The 17,958-nt window shown below is 71.0% G+C and carries 16 protein-coding genes and 1 pseudogene; 13 read left to right on the plus strand and 4 right to left on the minus strand.

Going from position 1 to position 17,958, the window contains the following annotated elements; translation table 11 throughout:
• Window positions 1-7: 7 nt before the first annotated feature.
• The gene (locus IW249_RS11020; RefSeq protein WP_196920641.1) at window positions 8-352 is read left to right on the plus strand and encodes a YbaB/EbfC family nucleoid-associated protein; all 345 of its coding nucleotides are present in this window, start codon (window positions 8-10) and stop codon (window positions 350-352) included.
• A complete protein-coding gene (locus IW249_RS11025) occupies window positions 352-963 on the plus strand; it encodes a hypothetical protein (RefSeq protein WP_196920642.1) in 612 nt (203 codons plus the stop codon). The genes IW249_RS11020 and IW249_RS11025 overlap by 1 nt, the downstream gene beginning before the upstream one ends.
• Here IW249_RS11025 and IW249_RS11030 read toward each other — a convergent pair.
• Window positions 952-3,204: a HelD family protein gene (locus IW249_RS11030; RefSeq protein WP_231392482.1), complete on the minus strand. Its 2,253-nt coding sequence runs from the start codon at window positions 3,202-3,204 to the stop codon at window positions 952-954. The genes IW249_RS11025 and IW249_RS11030 overlap by 12 nt on opposite strands.
• Window positions 3,205-3,795: 591 nt before the next feature.
• Entirely contained in the window at window positions 3,796-5,046 is a 1,251-nt protein-coding gene (locus IW249_RS11040; protein WP_196920643.1) for an HNH endonuclease signature motif containing protein, read from the minus strand.
• Window positions 5,047-5,207: 161 nt separating this feature from the next.
• On the opposite strand from IW249_RS11040, the gene IW249_RS11045 reads away from it, so the two are divergent.
• The 3 genes from IW249_RS11045 to IW249_RS11055 are packed head-to-tail and all read left to right on the plus strand — an operon-like array spanning window position 5,208 to window position 8,005.
• The gene (locus tag IW249_RS11045; RefSeq protein ID WP_196920644.1) at window positions 5,208-5,789 is read left to right on the plus strand and encodes an ArsR/SmtB family transcription factor; all 582 of its coding nucleotides are present in this window, start codon (window positions 5,208-5,210) and stop codon (window positions 5,787-5,789) included.
• Between the two features lie 42 nt (window positions 5,790-5,831).
• The gene (locus IW249_RS11050) at window positions 5,832-7,202 is read left to right on the plus strand and encodes an MFS transporter (RefSeq protein WP_196920645.1); all 1,371 of its coding nucleotides are present in this window, start codon (window positions 5,832-5,834) and stop codon (window positions 7,200-7,202) included.
• A complete protein-coding gene (locus IW249_RS11055) occupies window positions 7,154-8,005 on the plus strand; it encodes a menaquinone biosynthetic enzyme MqnA/MqnD family protein (protein ID WP_196920646.1) in 852 nt (283 codons plus the stop codon). Before IW249_RS11050 ends, IW249_RS11055 begins: the two co-directional genes overlap by 49 nt.
• Before the next feature lie 55 nt (window positions 8,006-8,060).
• On the opposite strand, the gene IW249_RS11060 is transcribed toward IW249_RS11055, so the two are convergent.
• On the minus strand, window positions 8,061-9,023 hold the full coding sequence (locus IW249_RS11060; protein WP_196920647.1) for a serine hydrolase: 963 nt from the start codon (window positions 9,021-9,023) through the stop codon (window positions 8,061-8,063).
• Window positions 9,023-10,012 carry a hypothetical protein gene (locus tag IW249_RS11065; protein WP_196920648.1) on the minus strand — a complete coding sequence of 330 codons (990 nt, stop codon included), beginning with the start codon at window positions 10,010-10,012 and terminating at the stop codon, window positions 9,023-9,025. The genes IW249_RS11060 and IW249_RS11065 overlap by 1 nt, the downstream gene beginning before the upstream one ends.
• Before the next feature lie 371 nt (window positions 10,013-10,383).
• On the opposite strand from IW249_RS11065, the gene paaA reads away from it, so the two are divergent.
• From paaA to IW249_RS34735, 8 genes and pseudogenes are all read left to right on the plus strand, one after another.
• Window positions 10,384-11,460, plus strand: coding sequence for a 1,2-phenylacetyl-CoA epoxidase subunit PaaA (gene paaA / locus IW249_RS11070; RefSeq protein ID WP_196920649.1), 1,077 nt, complete (start codon window positions 10,384-10,386; stop codon window positions 11,458-11,460).
• Entirely contained in the window at window positions 11,457-11,777 is a 321-nt protein-coding gene (paaB, locus tag IW249_RS11075) for a 1,2-phenylacetyl-CoA epoxidase subunit PaaB (RefSeq protein WP_372432952.1), read from the plus strand. Before paaA ends, paaB begins: the two co-directional genes overlap by 4 nt.
• A gap of 34 nt (window positions 11,778-11,811) precedes the next feature.
• Entirely contained in the window at window positions 11,812-12,537 is a 726-nt protein-coding gene (gene paaC, locus IW249_RS11080) for a 1,2-phenylacetyl-CoA epoxidase subunit PaaC (RefSeq protein ID WP_196920651.1), read from the plus strand.
• Window positions 12,534-13,010 (plus strand): 1,2-phenylacetyl-CoA epoxidase subunit PaaD, encoded by a 477-nt coding sequence (gene paaD, locus IW249_RS11085; protein ID WP_196920652.1) that lies wholly within the window; start codon window positions 12,534-12,536, stop codon window positions 13,008-13,010. The genes paaC and paaD overlap by 4 nt, the downstream gene beginning before the upstream one ends.
• Window positions 13,007-14,116, plus strand: a complete 1,110-nt coding sequence (gene paaE / locus IW249_RS11090) for a 1,2-phenylacetyl-CoA epoxidase subunit PaaE (protein ID WP_196920653.1) — start codon at window positions 13,007-13,009, stop codon at window positions 14,114-14,116. The genes paaD and paaE overlap by 4 nt, the downstream gene beginning before the upstream one ends.
• Complete coding sequence (locus IW249_RS11095) at window positions 14,113-14,514, plus strand: hypothetical protein (protein ID WP_196920654.1); 402 nt, start codon at window positions 14,113-14,115, stop codon at window positions 14,512-14,514. Before paaE ends, IW249_RS11095 begins: the two co-directional genes overlap by 4 nt.
• A gap of 74 nt (window positions 14,515-14,588) precedes the next feature.
• Window positions 14,589-15,779, plus strand: coding sequence for a cyclic dehypoxanthinyl futalosine synthase (gene mqnC, locus IW249_RS11100; RefSeq protein ID WP_196920655.1), 1,191 nt, complete (start codon window positions 14,589-14,591; stop codon window positions 15,777-15,779).
• Between the two features lie 374 nt (window positions 15,780-16,153).
• Window positions 16,154-17,218 (plus strand): annotated as a pseudogene (locus IW249_RS34735) (cell wall anchor protein); the annotation flags it as partial.
• Window positions 17,219-17,958: the final 740 nt, after the last annotated feature.

A 17,958-nucleotide genomic window follows, 5' to 3' on the forward strand; every position in this document is an offset into this window, starting at 1 on the left:
GGCAGCCATGACCTTCCCCGCCCTGGACCGAATCGAGGCGCTGGCTCGCAACCTGGACGGATGGCAGCGGCAACTCGCCGACCGGATGGCGGAGTTGGAGCAGACCAGCGCCGAGGGCGTCAGCGACTCCGGCCTGGTGCGGGTCACCGCCGCCGCCGACGGCAAGATCGTCTCCACGGAGCTGAACGCGCGGGCGATGCGACTGGATTCCTACAGCCTGGCCGAGGAGTTCACCGCCGCCGCCAACCGGGCGCAGGAGGCCGCCGCGGCCCAGGTCCGGGAGTTGGTCGGTGAGGTCATCGGCGCTCCGGGCGCCGGGCCGCGCCAGCCCGACGACCACGAGGGGCGCTGATGACTGTCGACGAGAGCCAGGCACGGTACGTCGACGGGATCACCCGACTGTTGCCGGCCGGGGAGCAGGTTCGCGCGGTGGCCCAGGTTCGAGCGGGCGGCGGGCTGACCCCGGCGCCACCCCCGCAGCCGTCGACGCCACCCGCCACCGGTGGGCCCGGCTTCCTGGGCGTCCTGCTCAACGTGCTCTCACCGAACATCACCTTCGGTAGGGCGGACAACGCCGTCGACTGGCTCTTCTTCGGCGTCGGAGGTCGAGGCGAGCCAGGCTCCCAAGCGTCAGTGCTGCACCACGCGGCTACCGTGGCGACGAAGGGCACGGGCCTCCGAACCCTCGTGCTGGCGGTCACCGACCAGCGGCTGCTGCTCGGCGCGACAGCACCCGTCGGGCTGCTCTCCAGTTCGGCGGCGGACGAACGGGCGCAGGCCGACATCGAACTGCTCGGGTCCGTCCCACGCACCACCGTCACCGCCCGGTTCGGCAGGTACCGGTTGAACTGGAAGCGGCTGCGGCTCGATTTCGCCGACGGCTCGTGGCTGTCGTTCCACGTGCCGCTGGCCGAGTCCGGCCGCCCGCTGCGGGAGATCGCGGCCGCCCTGTCAGCCGGCTGACCCGTCGACGAGCGGTGCGGGCAGCGGCGCAACGTGCAGCACCGCCAGCCGGGACACCGCCCGGGTGAGCACCACGTACAGCCGGTGCAGCCCGCGCGGCTCGGCCGCGACGATCGCGGCCGGCTCGACCACCACCACGTGGTCGTACTCAAGGCCCTTGACCAGCGTCGCCGGCACCACGGTGACCCGCTCCGCGGCCGCCACGTCGTCGGCGGTCGCGGTCTCGACACCGGCCTCGGCCAGGGCCGCGCGGAGGCCGTCGACCGCGTCGTCCGCGGCGATCACACCGACCGAGCCGTCGTGGGCGAGCGCCGCGCGCACCTCGGCCACCGTCGCCGAGGTCAGGTCGGTCACCGTACGCACGTCCAGGCCGCCGTCGTGGCGCAGCGACTCGGCCGGCGGTACGTCCACAGCGAGCGCCGGGAGCAGCAGGTTCGCGAAGGCGACGACCGCGGCGGGCACCCGGAAACCGATTGTCAACGGCACCACCACCGCGTCCGGCTTACCCAGGTGGGCAAGCGACTCCCTCCAGTCCGTCGCCGCCCACGGCGCGGTGCCCTGGGCGAGGTCACCCAGGAGCGTGACCGAACCGTGCTCGCTGCGCCGGGCGATGGCCCGGCACTGCATCGGGGAGAGGTCCTGCGCCTCGTCCACCACCACGTGCCCGAACCCGGAGAGCCGTTCCAGCAGCCCGGTCGCCTCGTCGATCAGCACCGCGTCGGCAGCGGTCCAGCGGGTCGCCTTCGGCGTGCGGGCCGGCTTCGCCCAGGTCAGCTGCGCCTGCTCGGAGTCGCTGAGCAGGCCGTCCGCCGCGGCGGCGAGCCGGGCCGGATCGGAGAACAGACCGTGCACCAGCCCTTCCGGGGTGAGCGCCGGCCAGACCGCGTCCAGGAAGTCGAGCACCGGCCGGCAGCGGCTCATCCGACGAAGCCAGGCATCGCTGGGCGACTCCGCACGCCGCGCCTCGGCCTGCCGTTGCAGCAGGCTCACCACCCGCGCCTGAACGCGTTCCCGACCCGTGCCGTACGGCAGCCCCTCCCGGCGGGTCTCCTCGACGATCCGGTGCAACGGCTCGATCCCGATCCGCCAGCGGAACGACCCGTCCGACACGGTGATCGACTCGGTAGGGGTGCTGATCTGCGCCTGCACCGCGCGCCGCAGCACGCTCGCCATCCGTACGTCGTGTTTGAGCGCGGCCACTGCCGGCGCCTCGACCGCCCGCACCGGCACCCGGGAGATCAACTCCTCCACCGTGGCCTGCTCGACCTCCACCTCACCGAGCGCCGGCAGCACCGCCGCGATGTACGACAGGAACGCCCGGTTCGGCCCGACGATCAGCACACCCGCCCGCCGCAACCGCTCCCGGTGCAGGTAGAGCAGGTACGCGGCCCGGTGCAGACCCACAGCCGTCTTCCCCGTACCCGGCGCGCCCTGCACGCAGATCGAGTCGGCGAGATCAGCCCGGACCAGCTCGTCCTGCTCCGGCTGGATCGTGGCGACGATGTCCCGCATCGGCCCGACGCGCGGACGCTCGATCTCGGCGGTGAGGATCCGACTGGTCGTACCGAGCTCCTCGCCCCGATCCAGCCGCTCATCCTCGAAGCTGGTCAACACACCATTGCTGAACCCGAACCGCCGCCGAACCGCCACCCCCTGGGGATCCCGCACACTCGCCCGGTAGAACGAACGGGAGACCGGCGCCCGCCAGTCCAGCACCAACGGCTCGCCACGATCGTCGGTGACATGCCGCCGCCCCACGTGATACCGCCGCCCGTGATGATCACCGCTGTGGTCGGGCGCGGTCGGGTCGCTCGCCGGCCTGCTGGCTGTGGGCCTGGCGCTCGTGGTGCCGTTGTCCGTGGTCCCGTTGTTCGTGGTGCTGCTGCTCGTGGTGCCGTTGTTCGTGGTCTCGCTGTCGGTGGTCCTGCTGTTCGTGGTTGCGCTGTCGGTGGTGCCGTTGTTCGGGGCGTCGGCGAAGTCGAGGCGGCCGAAGAAGAGCGGAGTGGTCGGGTCGTCGGCCAGCTCGGCCACCCGACGGGCCAGGGTGCGGCCGAGCGTCTCGGCCGCGTACGCGTCGCCGGCCACCTGGTCACCGGTGGCGAACAGAGACTCGGCCCGCTCCCGCATCCGAGCCAGCGCCGCCCGCGAGGTCGTGAGGTGTGCACGTTCGGCGGCCAGGTCCGCGTCGAGGTCGGTGTCGAGTCGGGGTTCGAGCTGGGGGTCGAGGTCAAGTGCGGGCATGCTGACGTCCCATCGTTCACATCTGCTGCGCGCTCGCGTGTCCGGGGGCGGATGGCCGGCCACCCGGCGCGAAGACGTCCGTTCCGGTGCAGCTCACCTCGGCCGTCAAGCGGCCTGCAACCATACGCTCCCCGACCCGCCGCATCCAGCGAATTACCGACGCGACCACCCTTCCGAGACGGCGTGTTACCCGGTCGGGTGTGTCCCCGGGCGATCACGCTCCACCCCAGCGCCGTGGCTTCTCACGCCGCGACCGCCGAGAGAGCCGGTGATCGACTCGGCTTTCAAGAAGTCGCGGTGTCTGGGCCGTTGGGACGGCCCGGTTTCCAGGAAATCGAGTCGATCAACGGGAGACGCGACTTGGGGCGGCAGGCCAGCGGGGTTGTCGTATGTCTGGCGCGGGTCAAGGTCAAGGGCGTGGCCGTGGGTCGCGGTCGGCGCGTGTCGCGGTCGCGGGGCGTGGGTCGCGGTCGCGGTCGGCGCGTGTCGCGGTCGCGGGGTGCGTGTCGCGGTCGCGGGGCGTGGGTCGCGGTCGGCGCGGGTCGCGGTCGCCGGTCGCGGTCTTGGGTGGCGTGGGCGTGGTCGGCGGCGTCAGCAGCGCAGGTGGTAGAGGTTGCGACGTGGGATGCGCAGCGGGTCGAGCCAGCTGGGCGGGAGGAAGTCAGGTCGACCGTCCGCCGCGACACGGACCTCCCAGTCGCCGCGGTGGATGAGCCGGTGGTGGTAGCCGCAGAGCAGCACCGCATTGACCAGGGCCGTCGCCCCACCGTCGGCCCAGTGTCGGATGTGGTGGCCGTCGCACCACCTCGGCGGCCGATCACAACCAGGAAAGGCGCAACCGCCGTCCCGTAGGACCAGCGCGCGCCGCAGCGGGCCGGTGAAGAGCCGGCGCTGGCGACCGACGTCCAGGACCTGACTGTTGCCGCCGAGCACAGCCGGCAGCACGCCAGCGTCGCAGGCAAGGCGGCGGACCGCACCGGGCGTAAGGCGCGTGCCGGTCTCGAGTGTCCCGGCGCGTACGCCGTTGAGCAGCTCGTCCAGCGACACGGTCACCACCAGCTGAGGACGGTCGCCACCGTTGTCAGGCAGTTGGCCCGTGCGGAGCGCCAGTCGGCAGATCTCGCCCAAGGCGTCGGCGCGGCGCTGACCGGGACTGCGGTCGTCGTGCTCACCGGCTGGGGCACAGAGCGGATCGATCGCCTCGCGGAGCAGGCTCGCGGTTTCGGTGTCGAGGTTGCCGCTGAGGCGTACCTGCCCGTTCTGTTGCTCGGAGAGCGTGACGTGCCGGCGGGCCTCGGCCCGCTCGGTGGCCCGCTCCAGAGCCTTCAGCTCAGCCTGGTCTGCCAGCTCCGGGGCGACATGCGTGAGGACGCGTTCGCCGAGCCGACTGAGGATTGTCGGATCGAAACGGTCGGCCCAGGTGACAAGCAGTTGAGTGGCCTTGTCGGCGACTTCGGGACCGGCCTCGACCGGGAGGGCGGCGATCGTCTCGGCAACCACTCGCCCCTGCTCGACGGTGATGGCGCCGCTGAGCAGGGCGTCGCGCACCGCCGGCGGGGCGGCGTCGATGGTGGCGGCGAGTTGGACCAGCTGGCGCGCGCCGCGACCGGAGAGCCGGAGCCGATCCCGCAGCCAGACTGCCGTGGACGAGGCGCCCTGGGCGACCGCCAGCCCGCGACCGTCCAACTCGCGGACCAGGCCGAGCTGAACGGTTGCCAGCCGCTGCGACAACACCTGAGTCGCGTCGAGAGAAGCAAGCAACTCGTCATCGGAGAGCCCCCAGAGCGTGGTCTCGGCGCAGTCGTCAACAGCACCGCCCACCTGCTCCAACGCCTCCAGCATGAACCCACAATAGAACTGGTGTACGACACTTCCAGGTCAGTGTCGATCAATGGATGGACACCGAGTTCGTCGACCATGGCGAGCTGCCCACGCCCTGCTGGTGGTCCGAGCGGGACGTGGGGGTGGTGGCAGGTTGGGGGGCCTGCCGGGATCATGGGCCTATGACCGAGGCCCGTCCCGATGCGCGCCGGATGATCAGTGACCCGCAGGTGATGCGGGCCCTGGCCCACCCGGCCCGGATCGCGATCATGGAATACCTGAGCAGCCGCGAGAGCGGCGGAACCGCGACCGAGCTCGCGGAGATTGTCGGGCTGTCGCCGAGCGCGACCAGTTACCACCTCCGGGCGCTGGCGAAGTTCGGCCTCGTCGAAGCGGCGCCGAGCAGGGGGGACGCCCGCGAGCGGGTGTGGCGTTTGTTGACTGCGGGTTGGATGGTCGACGCAGGCCGCGAGGCCGGGCCCGCAGCACGTGCGGCCGAGCAGGCGGTGGTGGAGGCACATGCGCTCCGGGGGATGGAGCGGATTCGGGATTGGTCGCGGCGCGCCGGGGACGAGCCCGCCGAGTGGTACGACAAGGCGCTGTTCAACGACTCGCTGCTGCTGCTCACCGCGGAGGAGCTGGCCGAGCTGAACGAGGCGGTCCTGGCGCTGCTCCGGCCGTACCACCCGCGACGGCGGCAAGGTGACCCACCGCCGGGGGCGCGAACCGTCGCCGTGCACTACCGGACGGTGCCCTTGGCATAGGCAGGGTTGCATGAATCAGTTGTGAAGGATTATTTTCGAAGTATGTCCTTCACAACTGACGAGTCGCGCTGGGCGGACGTCTGGCTCGCCGCTGCCGCTCGGGGCACCACCATCTGCGGTGACTTCCTCGCCGCTACCGCGCTCGCGCTGGCCCTACAGGGTGCCGGTGCCGGCGGGCTGGCCGTGTCGGGGCTGCTGCTGGCCGCCACGCTGCCGCTGGTGGTGCTCGCCCCGCTCGCGGGCCGACTCGCCGACCGGACGGACAGCCGTACCCTGCTGGTGACCGTCGGGTTCGGGCAGGCCGCGATCTGTGCGCTCCTCGCCGTCGTCGAACAGCCGGTCCTGGTGGTCGGGCTCGTCGCAGTGCTGGCCTGCGGGCTCGCGGTGACTCAACCCTGCCTGGCGGCGCTGCTGCCGGCGATGGTCCGCCCAGCCGACCTGCCACGAGCCAGCGCGATCAGTCAGACCGCCGTCTCGCTCGGTGCGCTCGGCGGCCCGGTGCTGGCCGGCCTGTTGGTGGGGCAGTTCGGCACCCGCGTACCGCTGCTTCTCGATGCCGCGACCTACCTGGCGCTCGTGGTCGCCGGCCTGCTGCTGCGGACCCGACGCGGCGGCCGCCGACCCACCGCCAGCCAGACCGCCGCCAATGCCAGCCCGGCCGCTGCCAGCAGCGAGGCCGGCGTGGCAACCGCCGGGGGTACGGAGATGGGCTGGCGGCTGCGCCGCGACCCGCTGATGCTCGTCATGGTGGTGAGCACCGCCGTGGTGATCGCGGCGATCGGCGGTATCAACGTGATCGAGGTCTTCTTCATCCGGGAGACGCTGGGGGATTCGGCAACCACGTACGGCCTGGTCAGTGCCGCATGGATGGCTGGCATGCTGCCGGGGAGCTGGCTTGCCGTACGACTCGCCAGGCGGCTCGACGACGACGGCGCGTTGGTACGGGGGGTGCTGGCCACCCTGGCTGTGTGCAGCCTGATGGTGTTGCTCGCGGCGACGGTGCCGGCGGCGGGCGTGTTGGTGCCGCTCTGGCTGGTGGGGGGCGCGGCCAATGGCGGCGACAACGTCTTCGCCAACCTGCTCACCGCTCGGCGGGTGCCGGAGGCGATGCGTGCGCGGGCGTACGCCACCTACGGCGCGGCGGTGCAGGGCGGCTCGATGGCGGGCTTCCTGGTCGGCGGGGCGTTGCTCGCGGCCGTTCCGCCTCGGCCGCTGATCGCCGGCGCCGGTGTGGTCGGGCTGCTGGTGGTGCTGGCCTTCGTGCCGGTCGTGGCCCGGGCGGTACGACGGTCGTCAAGTGCGGGGTTGGCCACTCCGGGCCGGCCCGCCGAGCCGGAGCCAGCGGCCGGGGATACGGTCGGGCCATGGCTGAGCGCATCGCACGCCCGCGGGTCGGGCACATCCAGTTCCTGAACTGCCTGCCGATCTACTGGGGTCTGATGCGCTCCGGTGCCCTGCTCGACGTGGACCTGCACAAGGACTCACCGGACCGGTTGAGCGCGGCGTTGGTCGCCGGTGACCTCGACATCGGCCCGATCACGCTGTTGGAGTACCTCAAGCACGCCGACGAGTTGCTGCTCCTGCCGGACCTGGCGGTGGGCAGCGACGGCCCGGTGCTCTCGGTCAACATGGTCTCCACCCGGCCCCTCGGCGAGCTGGACGGCGCCCGGGTGGCGCTCGGTTCGACCTCGCGGACCGGGGTCATGCTGGCTCAGCTGCTGCTCGCCGAGCAGTACGACGTGCGGCCCGAATACTTCCGCTGCCCGCCGGATCTGACCCAGATGCTGCTGGAGGCCGACGCCGCAGTGCTGATCGGGGACGTGGCGCTGCGGGCGTACTACGAGGCACCGCAGAAGGGCCTCACTGTCACCGACCTCGGGCAGGCGTGGCGGGAGTGGACCGGCCTGCCGATGGTCTTCGCCGTCTGGGCGGTCCGCCGCGACTTCGCCGCCGCCCACCCGGGCCTCGTCAAGGAGGTGCACGAGGCCTTCCTGCGTTCGCGGGACCTCTGCCTGGCGGAGCTGGACCAGGTCGCCGAAGCGGCGGCCCGCTGGGAGACCTTCGACGCGGAGACGCTGGCCACGTACTTCCGGACCCTCGATTTCTCCCTCGGCGACCGGCAGGTCGCCGGGCTGCGCGAGTGGGCCCGACGGGCCGCCGCCATCGGCGAGGCCCCGGCACTGCCGGACGGCGGCCCGGAGTTCTTCGCCGGCTGACCCGTCGCCCGCCGGCCCGTCAGTGGCCCGGGCCGGCAACGTCAGCCTGAGCGGCTCAGGTGCCGGGGCGGAGCAGGGCCTCGGTGATCTTCTCGCAGTTCTTCATGCCGTAGTCGTAGCCCATGTTGATCGGGTACTTGACCATCACGCCCATCGTCCAGGTGTCACCGATGGCCAGGCAGTTGATGTGCATCTCCTGCTCCCTGGTCCGGTCGATCCACCCGTTCTTGATGGCGATCTTCTTCTGCTCGGCTGCCGGGAACGCCTTGCGGATGCCGAAGTCGCCGGCACCGCGAACCTGCTTCATCTCGTTGAGCAGCCACTTGGTCCACTTCGGCCCGGCGGCGGTGCCGGTGGCGATGCAGTTGCCCATCCGGGCGGTGTCCCGGGGGGAGAGTGCCGTCCGACTCCAGCCGCCGTCGGGGGCGACGCTGCTGTCGGTCAGCTTGCACATGGAGATGAGCCGCTTGATCGAGGCGTCCCGGTCGACCTGGTTGTAGAACTGTTCGGCACGGGTGTTGTCGCTGTCCCGGATGATCCGCGTCGCGTCGGCGAGCTTCGCGTCGCTCGGGGTCTGGCCGTCGTCGGCCGCGCGACGCAGGTAGTCTGCGACGATCCAGGCTTTGATCAGCGAGGCGGTCGTGCTGGTCTCGCCCATGTTCTTCGAACCGATGATCTTTCCGGTGCGGCGGTCGAGGACGCTCCAGGAATACCAGCCCTCGATGTTCAGCTTGAGGTCCTTGGCCACGAAGGGCAGCGGCTCCAGCGACGGGCTGGGGCTCGGTGACGGCGAGGACGGCTGGCGGGCGCTGCGGTCGGTGCCGGCGCCGGTGGGGCGGTCGCTCGTGCCGGAGCCGGCGTCGCCCCACTTGGCCGCGGCGGACGACTCGAACGGCGACCCGGGCAGCAGCCGCAGCGACACCAGCACCAGCCCGATCAGGATGACCGCGATGGCGATCAGCCGAATCGGGGAGGCCTCGCCGCCGTTGCGCCGGTCTACCCGACGGTTACCGGCCATCAGAGCTTCCCGACCGGCTGCTGCGGCACCTTGAGCGCGGCGCCCGGCTGCGGGGTGACCAGTTGGGTGGTCACACTGGCGCAGACCTTCGCGCCGTAGTCCAGACCGGTCCTGATCGGGTAGCGCAGCATCACCGCGAGGCTCCACTTGCTGGTGACGGCGAGGCAGTTGACGTGCCAGGTGCCATCGCCGTAGATGGGGGTCCAGCCGTTCTTGATGCTGACCGGGCCCTGAGCGGTGATCGACTTCGGTAGGCCGTCGATGATCCCCCAGCGGCCACCGCCGGACGAGGCTTTCTGGTCCTTGGCTGCGGTGGTGCCCCGGACCTTGCTCATCTGGTCCAACACCCACTTGGTCCACTTCGGACCGGCGGCCTTACCGTCGGCGATGCAGTCGCCGACCCGGACCGCGTCGCGGGGGGACATCCGGGTGAAGCTCCACCAGCCCTCGTACTTCGGCACGTTGCCGCGCTTGGTGTCGGTCAGCCCGCAGATCTTGATCGCCCGCTGGATGACCGGTCCCGGCAGCCCGTTCGGCGGCACCTTGTAGGAGCCGCCCGCAGCGGCGTAGACCTTGTTGGCCGCTCCGTCGTTGCTGTCGACGATGGCGACTCGAGCCGCTTCCTTCATCGCTGCGGACGGCTCCTTGTCGCCGAGCTGTCGCAGGTAGTCGGAGACGATCCACGCCTTGATCATCGATTCGGTGGAGCTGGTCGCGGTCATGTTCGGCGACCCGGAGATCTTGCCGGTCTTCCGATCCAGCAGGGCCCACGAGAAGAATTCACCCTTGAAGCTCACCGACACCGGGCCGGCCGCCAGGGTGGGCGGTGGTGGTGGGGCGGGCGCGGGCGCGGCGACGCTCGACGTGCCGCCTCCGCCGCCTCCGCTGCCGTCGTCACTGGCGAGTCGGGCGTACGCGGTGGGGACCAGTAGGACGCCGCCGAGCACGACCGCCGTGATGGCGAGCACCAGGGTCACGCGAGATCGCATGAGTGGGTGAACTCCAGGTGTCAGGGCCGGGGGGACCGGCTTGTCGTCGGGACGAATCGGGTGCGATCGCCGAGGCCGGGGGAGGTGGCCTCTGTGGAGATGTCGATGCTGGCACCTGATCGGTTGTCCGGCAGAAGTCTACGTCCGGACCGGCGGACCGCCAGGGTTCGACACTAGGCAACCTGGGATAAAGGCGGGATATGGGGCCGGTATGAGGTTTTTGCAGTGATTCACCTTTGTTTCGTGGCCTACGTCACGGCGAACTGTCGGCCCTCAGGTAGCACAAAGCACTCATCCGCTTACAGATGGGATAGGCGGATTCCTGTTACACCCCCTGGTGCAACGCGGCGCAAGCTGTAACACTTAGCCTCATGTATGGCAACGACTTCTCCGCCCCGAACGGCGCCCCGGACGACTCACCCGGCGGCCTGCTGGGCGAGGTCGAGGCCGCCGAGGCCGAGCTGCGGGCAGCGGCGGCGCGCGGGCGGCGCGGCGGGCCCGCGCCGGACGAGGACCTGGCGGCGTACTTCGCCGAGGTGGTCGACGCCGAGCAGAAGATCGAGCCCCGCGACTGGATGCCCGACGCGTACCGGCGCACGCTGATCCGGCAGATCGCCCAGCACGCCCACTCCGAGATCATCGGCATGCAGCCGGAGGGCAACTGGATCAGCCGGGCGCCGTCGCTCAAGCGCAAGGCGATCCTGCTGGCCAAGGTGCAGGACGAGGCGGGTCACGGCCTCTACCTCTACGCCGCCGCCGAGACCCTCGGCATCAGCCGCGACGAGCTGGTCCAACTGCTGCTCGACGGCCGCCAGAAGTACAGCTCGATCTTCAACTACCCCACCCTCAGCTGGGCCGACGTGGGCGCCATCGGGTGGCTGGTGGACGGCGCGGCGATCGTCAACCAGGTGCCGCTCTGCCGCTGCTCCTACGGCCCGTACGCCCGAGCGATGATCCGGGTCTGCAAGGAGGAGTCGTTCCACCAGCGGCAGGGCTACGAGATCCTGCACACCCTGGCACACGGCACCCCCGAGCAGCAGGCGATGGCCCAGGAGGCGGTGGACCGCTGGTGGTACCCGTCGCTGGCCATGTTCGGCCCGCCGGACGGCGACTCCACGCACTCCGCCCAGTCGATGGCCTGGAAGATCAAGCGCTTCTCGAACGACGACCTGCGGCAACGCTTCGTCGACATGTGCGTCCAGCAGGCCGAGATCCTCGGGCTGCGCATCCCCGACGCCGACCTGCGCTGGAACGACGAGCGGCAGGCGTACGACTACACCCAGCCGGACTACGACGAGCTGATGCGGGTGATCTCCGGCGACGGGCCGTGCAACCGCGAACGGATTGCGCACCGCCGGGCCGCGCACGCCGACGGCAGCTGGGTACGCGAGGCCGCCGCGGCGTACGCCGCGAAGCGGGCGGGACAGAAGGAGACGGTGGCCGCGTGAGCGAGCGTAGCGAGCAAGCCGAGCAAGCCGGCATGACGAGTCATTCGCCTTTGTGGGAGGTCTTCGTGCGGGCACGGCGCGGGCTGTCGCACACCCACGTCGGCAGCCTGCACGCCCCCGACGCCGAGCTTGCTCTGCGCAACGCCCGTGACCTTTACACCCGTCGCCAGGAGGGCGTGTCGATCTGGGTGGTGCCGGCCAGCGCGATCACCGCGTCCAGCCCGGACGAGAAGGATGCCTTCTTCGACCCGGCCGCCGACAAGGTCTACCGCCACCCCACCTTCTACGAGGTGCCGGACGGGGTGGCCCACCTGTGAGCGAGCGAACCAGCGAGAACGGCGAGGTGACGGCGTGAACGGGCCCTTCGACTTCACCCTCGCTCTCGCCGACGACGCGTTGGTCGCGGCCCAGCGGTTGGCCGAGTGGACCACTCGTGCCCCGGAGATGGAAGAGGACATCGCGCTGGCCAACATCGCCCTCGACCAGCTCGGCGCGGCGCGTCTGCTGTTGTCGTACGCGGGCGAGCTGGAGGGCGCCGGGCGCGACGAGGACGCGCTGGCGTACCTGCGCGACGACCGCGAGTTCCGCAACGCGCTACTGGTCGAGCTGCCCAACGGCGACTTCGCGGTGACGATGGCGAAGCTGTTCTTCCTGGCGGCGTACCAACTGCCGCTGTACACCGCGCTGGCCGGCTGCGCGGACGAGCGGTTGGCCGCGATCGGCGCGAAGGCGCGCAAGGAGTCGGCGTACCACCTGGACCACGGCGCGCTGTGGGTGAAGCGGCTCGGTGACGGCACCGAGGAGTCGCACCGTCGGATGCAGGCGGCCGTCGACCAGGTGTGGCCGTACACCCACGAGCTGTTCGCCGCGGACCCGGCGGCGCCGGTCGACCCGGCGACCCTGCGGCCGGCGTTCGACGAGGTCGTCGGCCCGGTGCTGGCCGAGGCGACGCTCACCCAGCCGGATGGTGCCTGGGCCCCGGCCGGCGGGCGGACCGGTGTGCACACCGAGCACCTGGCCTACCTGCTCGCCGAGATGCAGGTGCTGCACCGCGCCCACCCCGGAGCTAGGTGGTGAGTGACGCGAGGACGGCCGCCGCCAGCGTCGTGGACCCGGAGATCCGGGTCATCACCATCGACGAGCTGGGCATCCTGCGCGCGGTCGAGGAGGATCCGGCCACTGGCCGGGTCACGGTCACCATCACCCCGACCTACACCGGTTGCCCGGCGATGGACGTGATCCGGGCCGACATCCGCGGCGCGCTCGCCGCCGCCGGCCACCCGGACGCTGAGGTCCGGACCGTCTACAGCCCACCGTGGAGCACCGACTGGATCTCCGAGGGTGGGCGGGCCAAGCTCGCCGCCGCCGGGATCGCCCCGCCGGCCCCGGTGCGCACCGCCGGCGTCGTGTCAGTGACGCTCGCGGTCCGCTGCCCGCAGTGCGGTTCACCGGAGACCGAGCAGATCAGCCGGTTCGGTTCCACAGCGTGCAAGGCGTTGTGGCGGTGCCGCTCCTGCTCCGAACCCTTCGACCACCTGAAGGCGCTGTGACTGTCACCATCACCCGCCCGGTTCGCCGCCGGCCGGTCTTCCACCCGTTGTCCGTCGCCGCCGTCGACAGGCTCACCGACGACTCCGTGGCGGTGACCTTCGCCGTACCCGAGGAACTGCGGGAGACCTTCGCGTTCCGCGCCGGCCAACACCTCACCGTGCGGCGAGTCGCTGAGGACGGCGCGGACGTGCGCCGGTCGTACTCGATCTGCTCCACCCCCGACGACCTGGCCCGGCACGGCCGGTTGCGGATCGGGGTGCGGGAGATCCCCGGCGGCGCCTTCTCGGCGTTCGCCTGCGGGGCCCTGCGCGGGGGCGACACCGTCGAGGTGCTGCCGCCGCTGGGCACCTTCACCACGGCGTTCGCGCCGGACCGGGTGCGGCACTACGGCGCGGTCGTCGCCGGCTCCGGCATCACGCCGGTGCTCGGGCTGGTCTCGACCGCCCTGGCCGTCGAGCCGGCCAGCACCTTCACCCTGGTGTACGGCAACCGCACGGCGAACACGGTGATGTTCGCCGAGGAGTTGGCCGACCTGAAGGACCGTTACCCCACCCGGCTGCACCTGGTGCACGTCCTCTCCCGGGAACAGGGCGAGTCGCCGCTGCTCTCCGGTCGGATCGACGCCGAGCGGCTGAGCCGGTTGCTGGGCACCATCGTGCCGGGCGACCTGATCGAGGAGTGGTTCCTCTGCGGCCCGTACGGCATGGTGGTCGACGTCCGGGACGTGCTGACCGCACGCGGGCTGCCCGAGTCGGCGGTGCACACCGAGCTGTTCCACGTCGACACGCCGCCGGAGCCGGTGCGCCGACCCGTCGAGCAGGCGGGCGCCGGAGCCGAGGTGACCATCGTGCTGGACGGAAGGTCGTCGAGCTTCACCATGGGCCGCGAGGAACGGGTGCTGGACGCCGCGCTGAAGGTGCGTGGCGAGCTGCCGTACGCCTGCAAGGGTGGCGTCTGCTCGACCTGCAAGGCGAAGGTCGTCGACGGGGCGGTCACGATGGCCCGCAACTACGCGCTGGAGCCCGACGAGCTGGCCGCCGGCTACGTGCTGACCTGCCAGTCCAGCCCGACCACCGACAAGCTCACTGTCGACTACGACGCATGACGGCGCCGAACGACAGGGAGTTCGTCGAGCGGTTTGCCGAGGTCACCGGGGGACGGCGTCCGACCGGCTACGTGGAGGGGTGGGAGCAGTTCGTCGAGTTCTGCGAGGAGGGCTACGACGACATCCTCGACGAGTACTGGTCCGACCTCAGCATCCGGGACGCCATCGAGAGGGTACTGACCGACGAACGGTTGTTCGGCTTTCCGCAGATGGGGTGGGTTCGGGAGCGGATCGGGGCGGCGGACGAGCGGTTTCGAGCGCTGCTCTCCGAGCAGCCGATGCCGGGGGGCTCCGAGCGTCAGTGGTGGGAGGCGTACGTGCCGGCCTGGGTGGGGCCGGAGCTTGCGGCGGAGCTACGGGACAGCTACGGCATACACGTCGAGGTACGCGAGAGCTGACGGCGGCTGTGGGACGTGCCGCACCCCACCGGGGTCCGGCGGTCGAGTCGGGTGGGCCGACGTAGGCTCGGGGTGTGACGGTGAGCCGGGAGATCGACGACATCCTGCAGCGCGGCGCGGACGGCGGGCGGATCACGCCCGAGGAGGCGCTGCTGCTCTACACCGAGGCGCCCTTCCACGCGTTGGGCGAGGCGGCGGACGCGGTGCGTCGGCGACGCTACCCGGACAACGTCGTCACGTACCTGATCGACCGCAACATCAACTACACGAACGTCTGCGTGACGGCGTGCAAGTTCTGCGCCTTCTACCGCGCGCCGAAGCACAAGGAAGGGTGGACCCACCCGACCGAGGAGATCCTGCGCCGGTGCGGCGAGGCGGTCGAGCTGGGCGCCACCCAGGTGATGCTCCAGGGCGGGCACCACCCGGACTACGGCGTGGAGTACTACGAGGAGCTGTTCTCCTCGGTCAAGCAGGCGTACCCGCAGTTGGTCATCCACTCGATCGGCCCCAGCGAGATCCTGCACATGGCCAAGGTCTCCGGGGTGAGCCTGGACGAGGCCATCGCCCGGATCAAGACCGCCGGCCTGGACTCGATCGCCGGCGCCGGCGCGGAGATGCTGCCCGAGCGCCCCCGCAAGGCCATCGCGCCCCTCAAGGAGTCGGGCGAGCGCTGGCTGGAGGTCATGGAGCTGGCCCACCGGCAGGGGATCGAGTCGACAGCCACCATGATGATGGGCACCGGCGAGACGCACGCCGAGCGGATCGAGCACCTGCGCATGATCCGGGACGTGCAGGACCGTACCCGCGGGTTCCGGTCCTTCATCCCGTGGACGTACCAGCCGGAGAACAACCACCTGAAGGGCCGCACCCAGGCGACCACGCTGGAATACCTGCGCCTGGTCGCGGTGGCCCGGCTCTTCTTCGAGACCGTGCCGCACCTGCAGGCGTCCTGGCTGACCACCGGCAAGGACGTCGGGCAGCTCGCGTTGCACATGGGCGTGGACGACCTCGGCTCGATCATGTTGGAGGAGAACGTCATCTCCTCCGCCGGTGCCCGGCACCGCTCCAACCTGCACGAGCTGATCGGCATGATCCGCTCCGCGGACCGGATCCCCGCCCAGCGCGACACCCTCTACAACCGGCTCGCCGTGCACCACACGCCAGCCGACGACCCGACCGACGAGCGGGTGGTCTCGCACTTCTCCTCGATCGCGCTGCCCGGCGGCGGCGCGGGGAAGTCCCTCCCCCTGGTCGACGTCAGCTGACTGTCGACACCCGACCGTTCGGCTGATCGACGCTCATGCTCCCGCCGGATCACCCCGGCGGTACGGGTGGTCCCGGCCGCCGCAGCGTCAGGCTGTCCGGTGCGGGGCTGGTGGAGATGATCGTCGGCGGCTAGCGTCCCGGCTCATATCCGTCACCACCGTCGACGGATGGGGCTGTCCTCCATCGGCCCGCTGCGGGTCGTTCATATAACGCACGGCAGTACGGGCGGGATGGGTGACCATCCCGCCCGTACTGTCTGCCCAGCTCAAACCGGACGGCTGAAAACGGGTCCGCCTGCTGGCGTGGAAGATCGGCCTCCGATAGCGTCCGCTCGTTCCGCAACCATTCTTTCTTCCCTACCCCCGGGGGACTGATGACAGCGTTCCACCGCTCGACGCTGGTTCGCGCCGGTGTCGTGGCGCTGCTGGCGGCCGGCGGCATCGCCGCCGTGGCCGCCCCAGTGCTGGCGGCCGAGGAGGCCGATCTGGCTCTGGTGCCGCTCAGCTACAACCTGGCCAAGGGTGTCACGGAGGCCAGGAGCAAGCCGTTCAAGTTCACTGTCGACAACACCCGGAGCGAGGAAGACGCCAAGGGTGTCAGTTACACGGTGGACACCAGCAAGCTGAAGACGAACAAGGTCCGGGTCGTGGTGCCCGACGGCTGCCGGGTGAACGGCAAGAAGTTCACCTGCCGCCTCGGCGACCTGGCCGCCGGCACCAGCGAGGACTTCGGTATTCCGATCTTCTCCACCGGTGGCAAGGGCGCCGCCGGCACCCTGGTGGTCACCATCCGCTCGGCCACCGAGGACCCCAACGAGGAAGACAACAGGGTCGAGCACGACATCACCGTCACCGAGCCGGGGTACGACCTGACCAGTTGGGTGCAGGACGTCAACGCGAACGTCGTGCTGAACGGCGTCAACGGCGACGACCCCGACCTGCGGCCGGTGCGGCCGGGCGAGACGGTGCCTGTCGACTGGGCGGTCTACAACGACGGCAGCCGTAAGGCCACCGGTCTCGCCTACGTGCTGACCCTGCCGGCGGGAGTCACCTTCGACACCCTGCCGGACACCTGCATCACGCAGACCTTCGGCGTCGCTCAGGCGCTCTGCCAGGACGACGGCGCGGTGATCCGTCCCGGTGACTACTACACGGCGGACATCAAGGTGACAGTCGGCGCTGACGTCACCGAGCCGGTGCTGCGGGTCGGCGAGCTGGTGGCGCACGGTCTGGACGCGGCAGCCGGCAAGCCCGAGGAGCAGCCGCGACGGGCCAGTACCGCTCAGCGGAAGGCCTTCACCGAGGTCGACGAGGTCGACAACCAGGCGATCTTCGACGTCTTCGTCGACCTGGCCGTCGACCCGACGCCGACTCCGACGCCGACGGTCACGCCGACGGATTCGCCGACTCCGACGCCGACGGTCACGCCGACCGGGTCGCCGACCCCGACCCCGACGGTCACGCCGACGGAGACGCCGACCCCGACGGAGACGCCAACGCCGACTCCGACGCCGACGGTCACGCCGACCCCGACGCCGACGCCGACGGTCACCCCGACGCCGACGCCGACGGTCACCCCGACGCCGACGCCGACAGTCACTCCGACGGAGACGCCGACCCCGACGGAGACGCCGACCCCGACGGAGACGCCGAGGCCGACGATGACGCCGACCCCGACGGAGACCCCGACCCCGACGGAGACGCCGACGCCGAGGCCGACGGTCACCCTGACGCCGACGCCGACGGTCACCCCGACGGAGACGCCGACCCCGACGCCGACGCCGACGGTCACGCCAACCCCGACCGCGACGGCCACCCAGACCGCGACGGCCAGCCCGACGCCGAACCCGAGCGGTACGCCGACGCCGGGCACCACCGTTTCGCCGGGTGCCGGTGGCGGCTCCGGCGGTGGCGGCACGGGCGGTGGCGGCCTGCCGGTGACCGGTGTGCAGGTCGGCCTGATCGGTGGGATCGGCATCGTCATCCTGCTCGTGGGCGGGGTGCTGCTGGTGCTCACCCGTCGCCGCAAGGTGGTCCTGGTCTCGCCGGCCGACGAGAAGTCGACCGACTGACACCGACGCCCTGACCGGGGCGCGCGGAAGAGGCGCGACCGCGACGGGTCGCGATGGCAACAGGCGTTCTGACCGAGGTGTCACGAACGCAGGCACGACGTGAGGGC

This window comes from Micromonospora vinacea, from assembly GCF_015751785.1.
In the GTDB taxonomy this organism is placed as follows: domain Bacteria; phylum Actinomycetota; class Actinomycetes; order Mycobacteriales; family Micromonosporaceae; genus Micromonospora; species Micromonospora vinacea.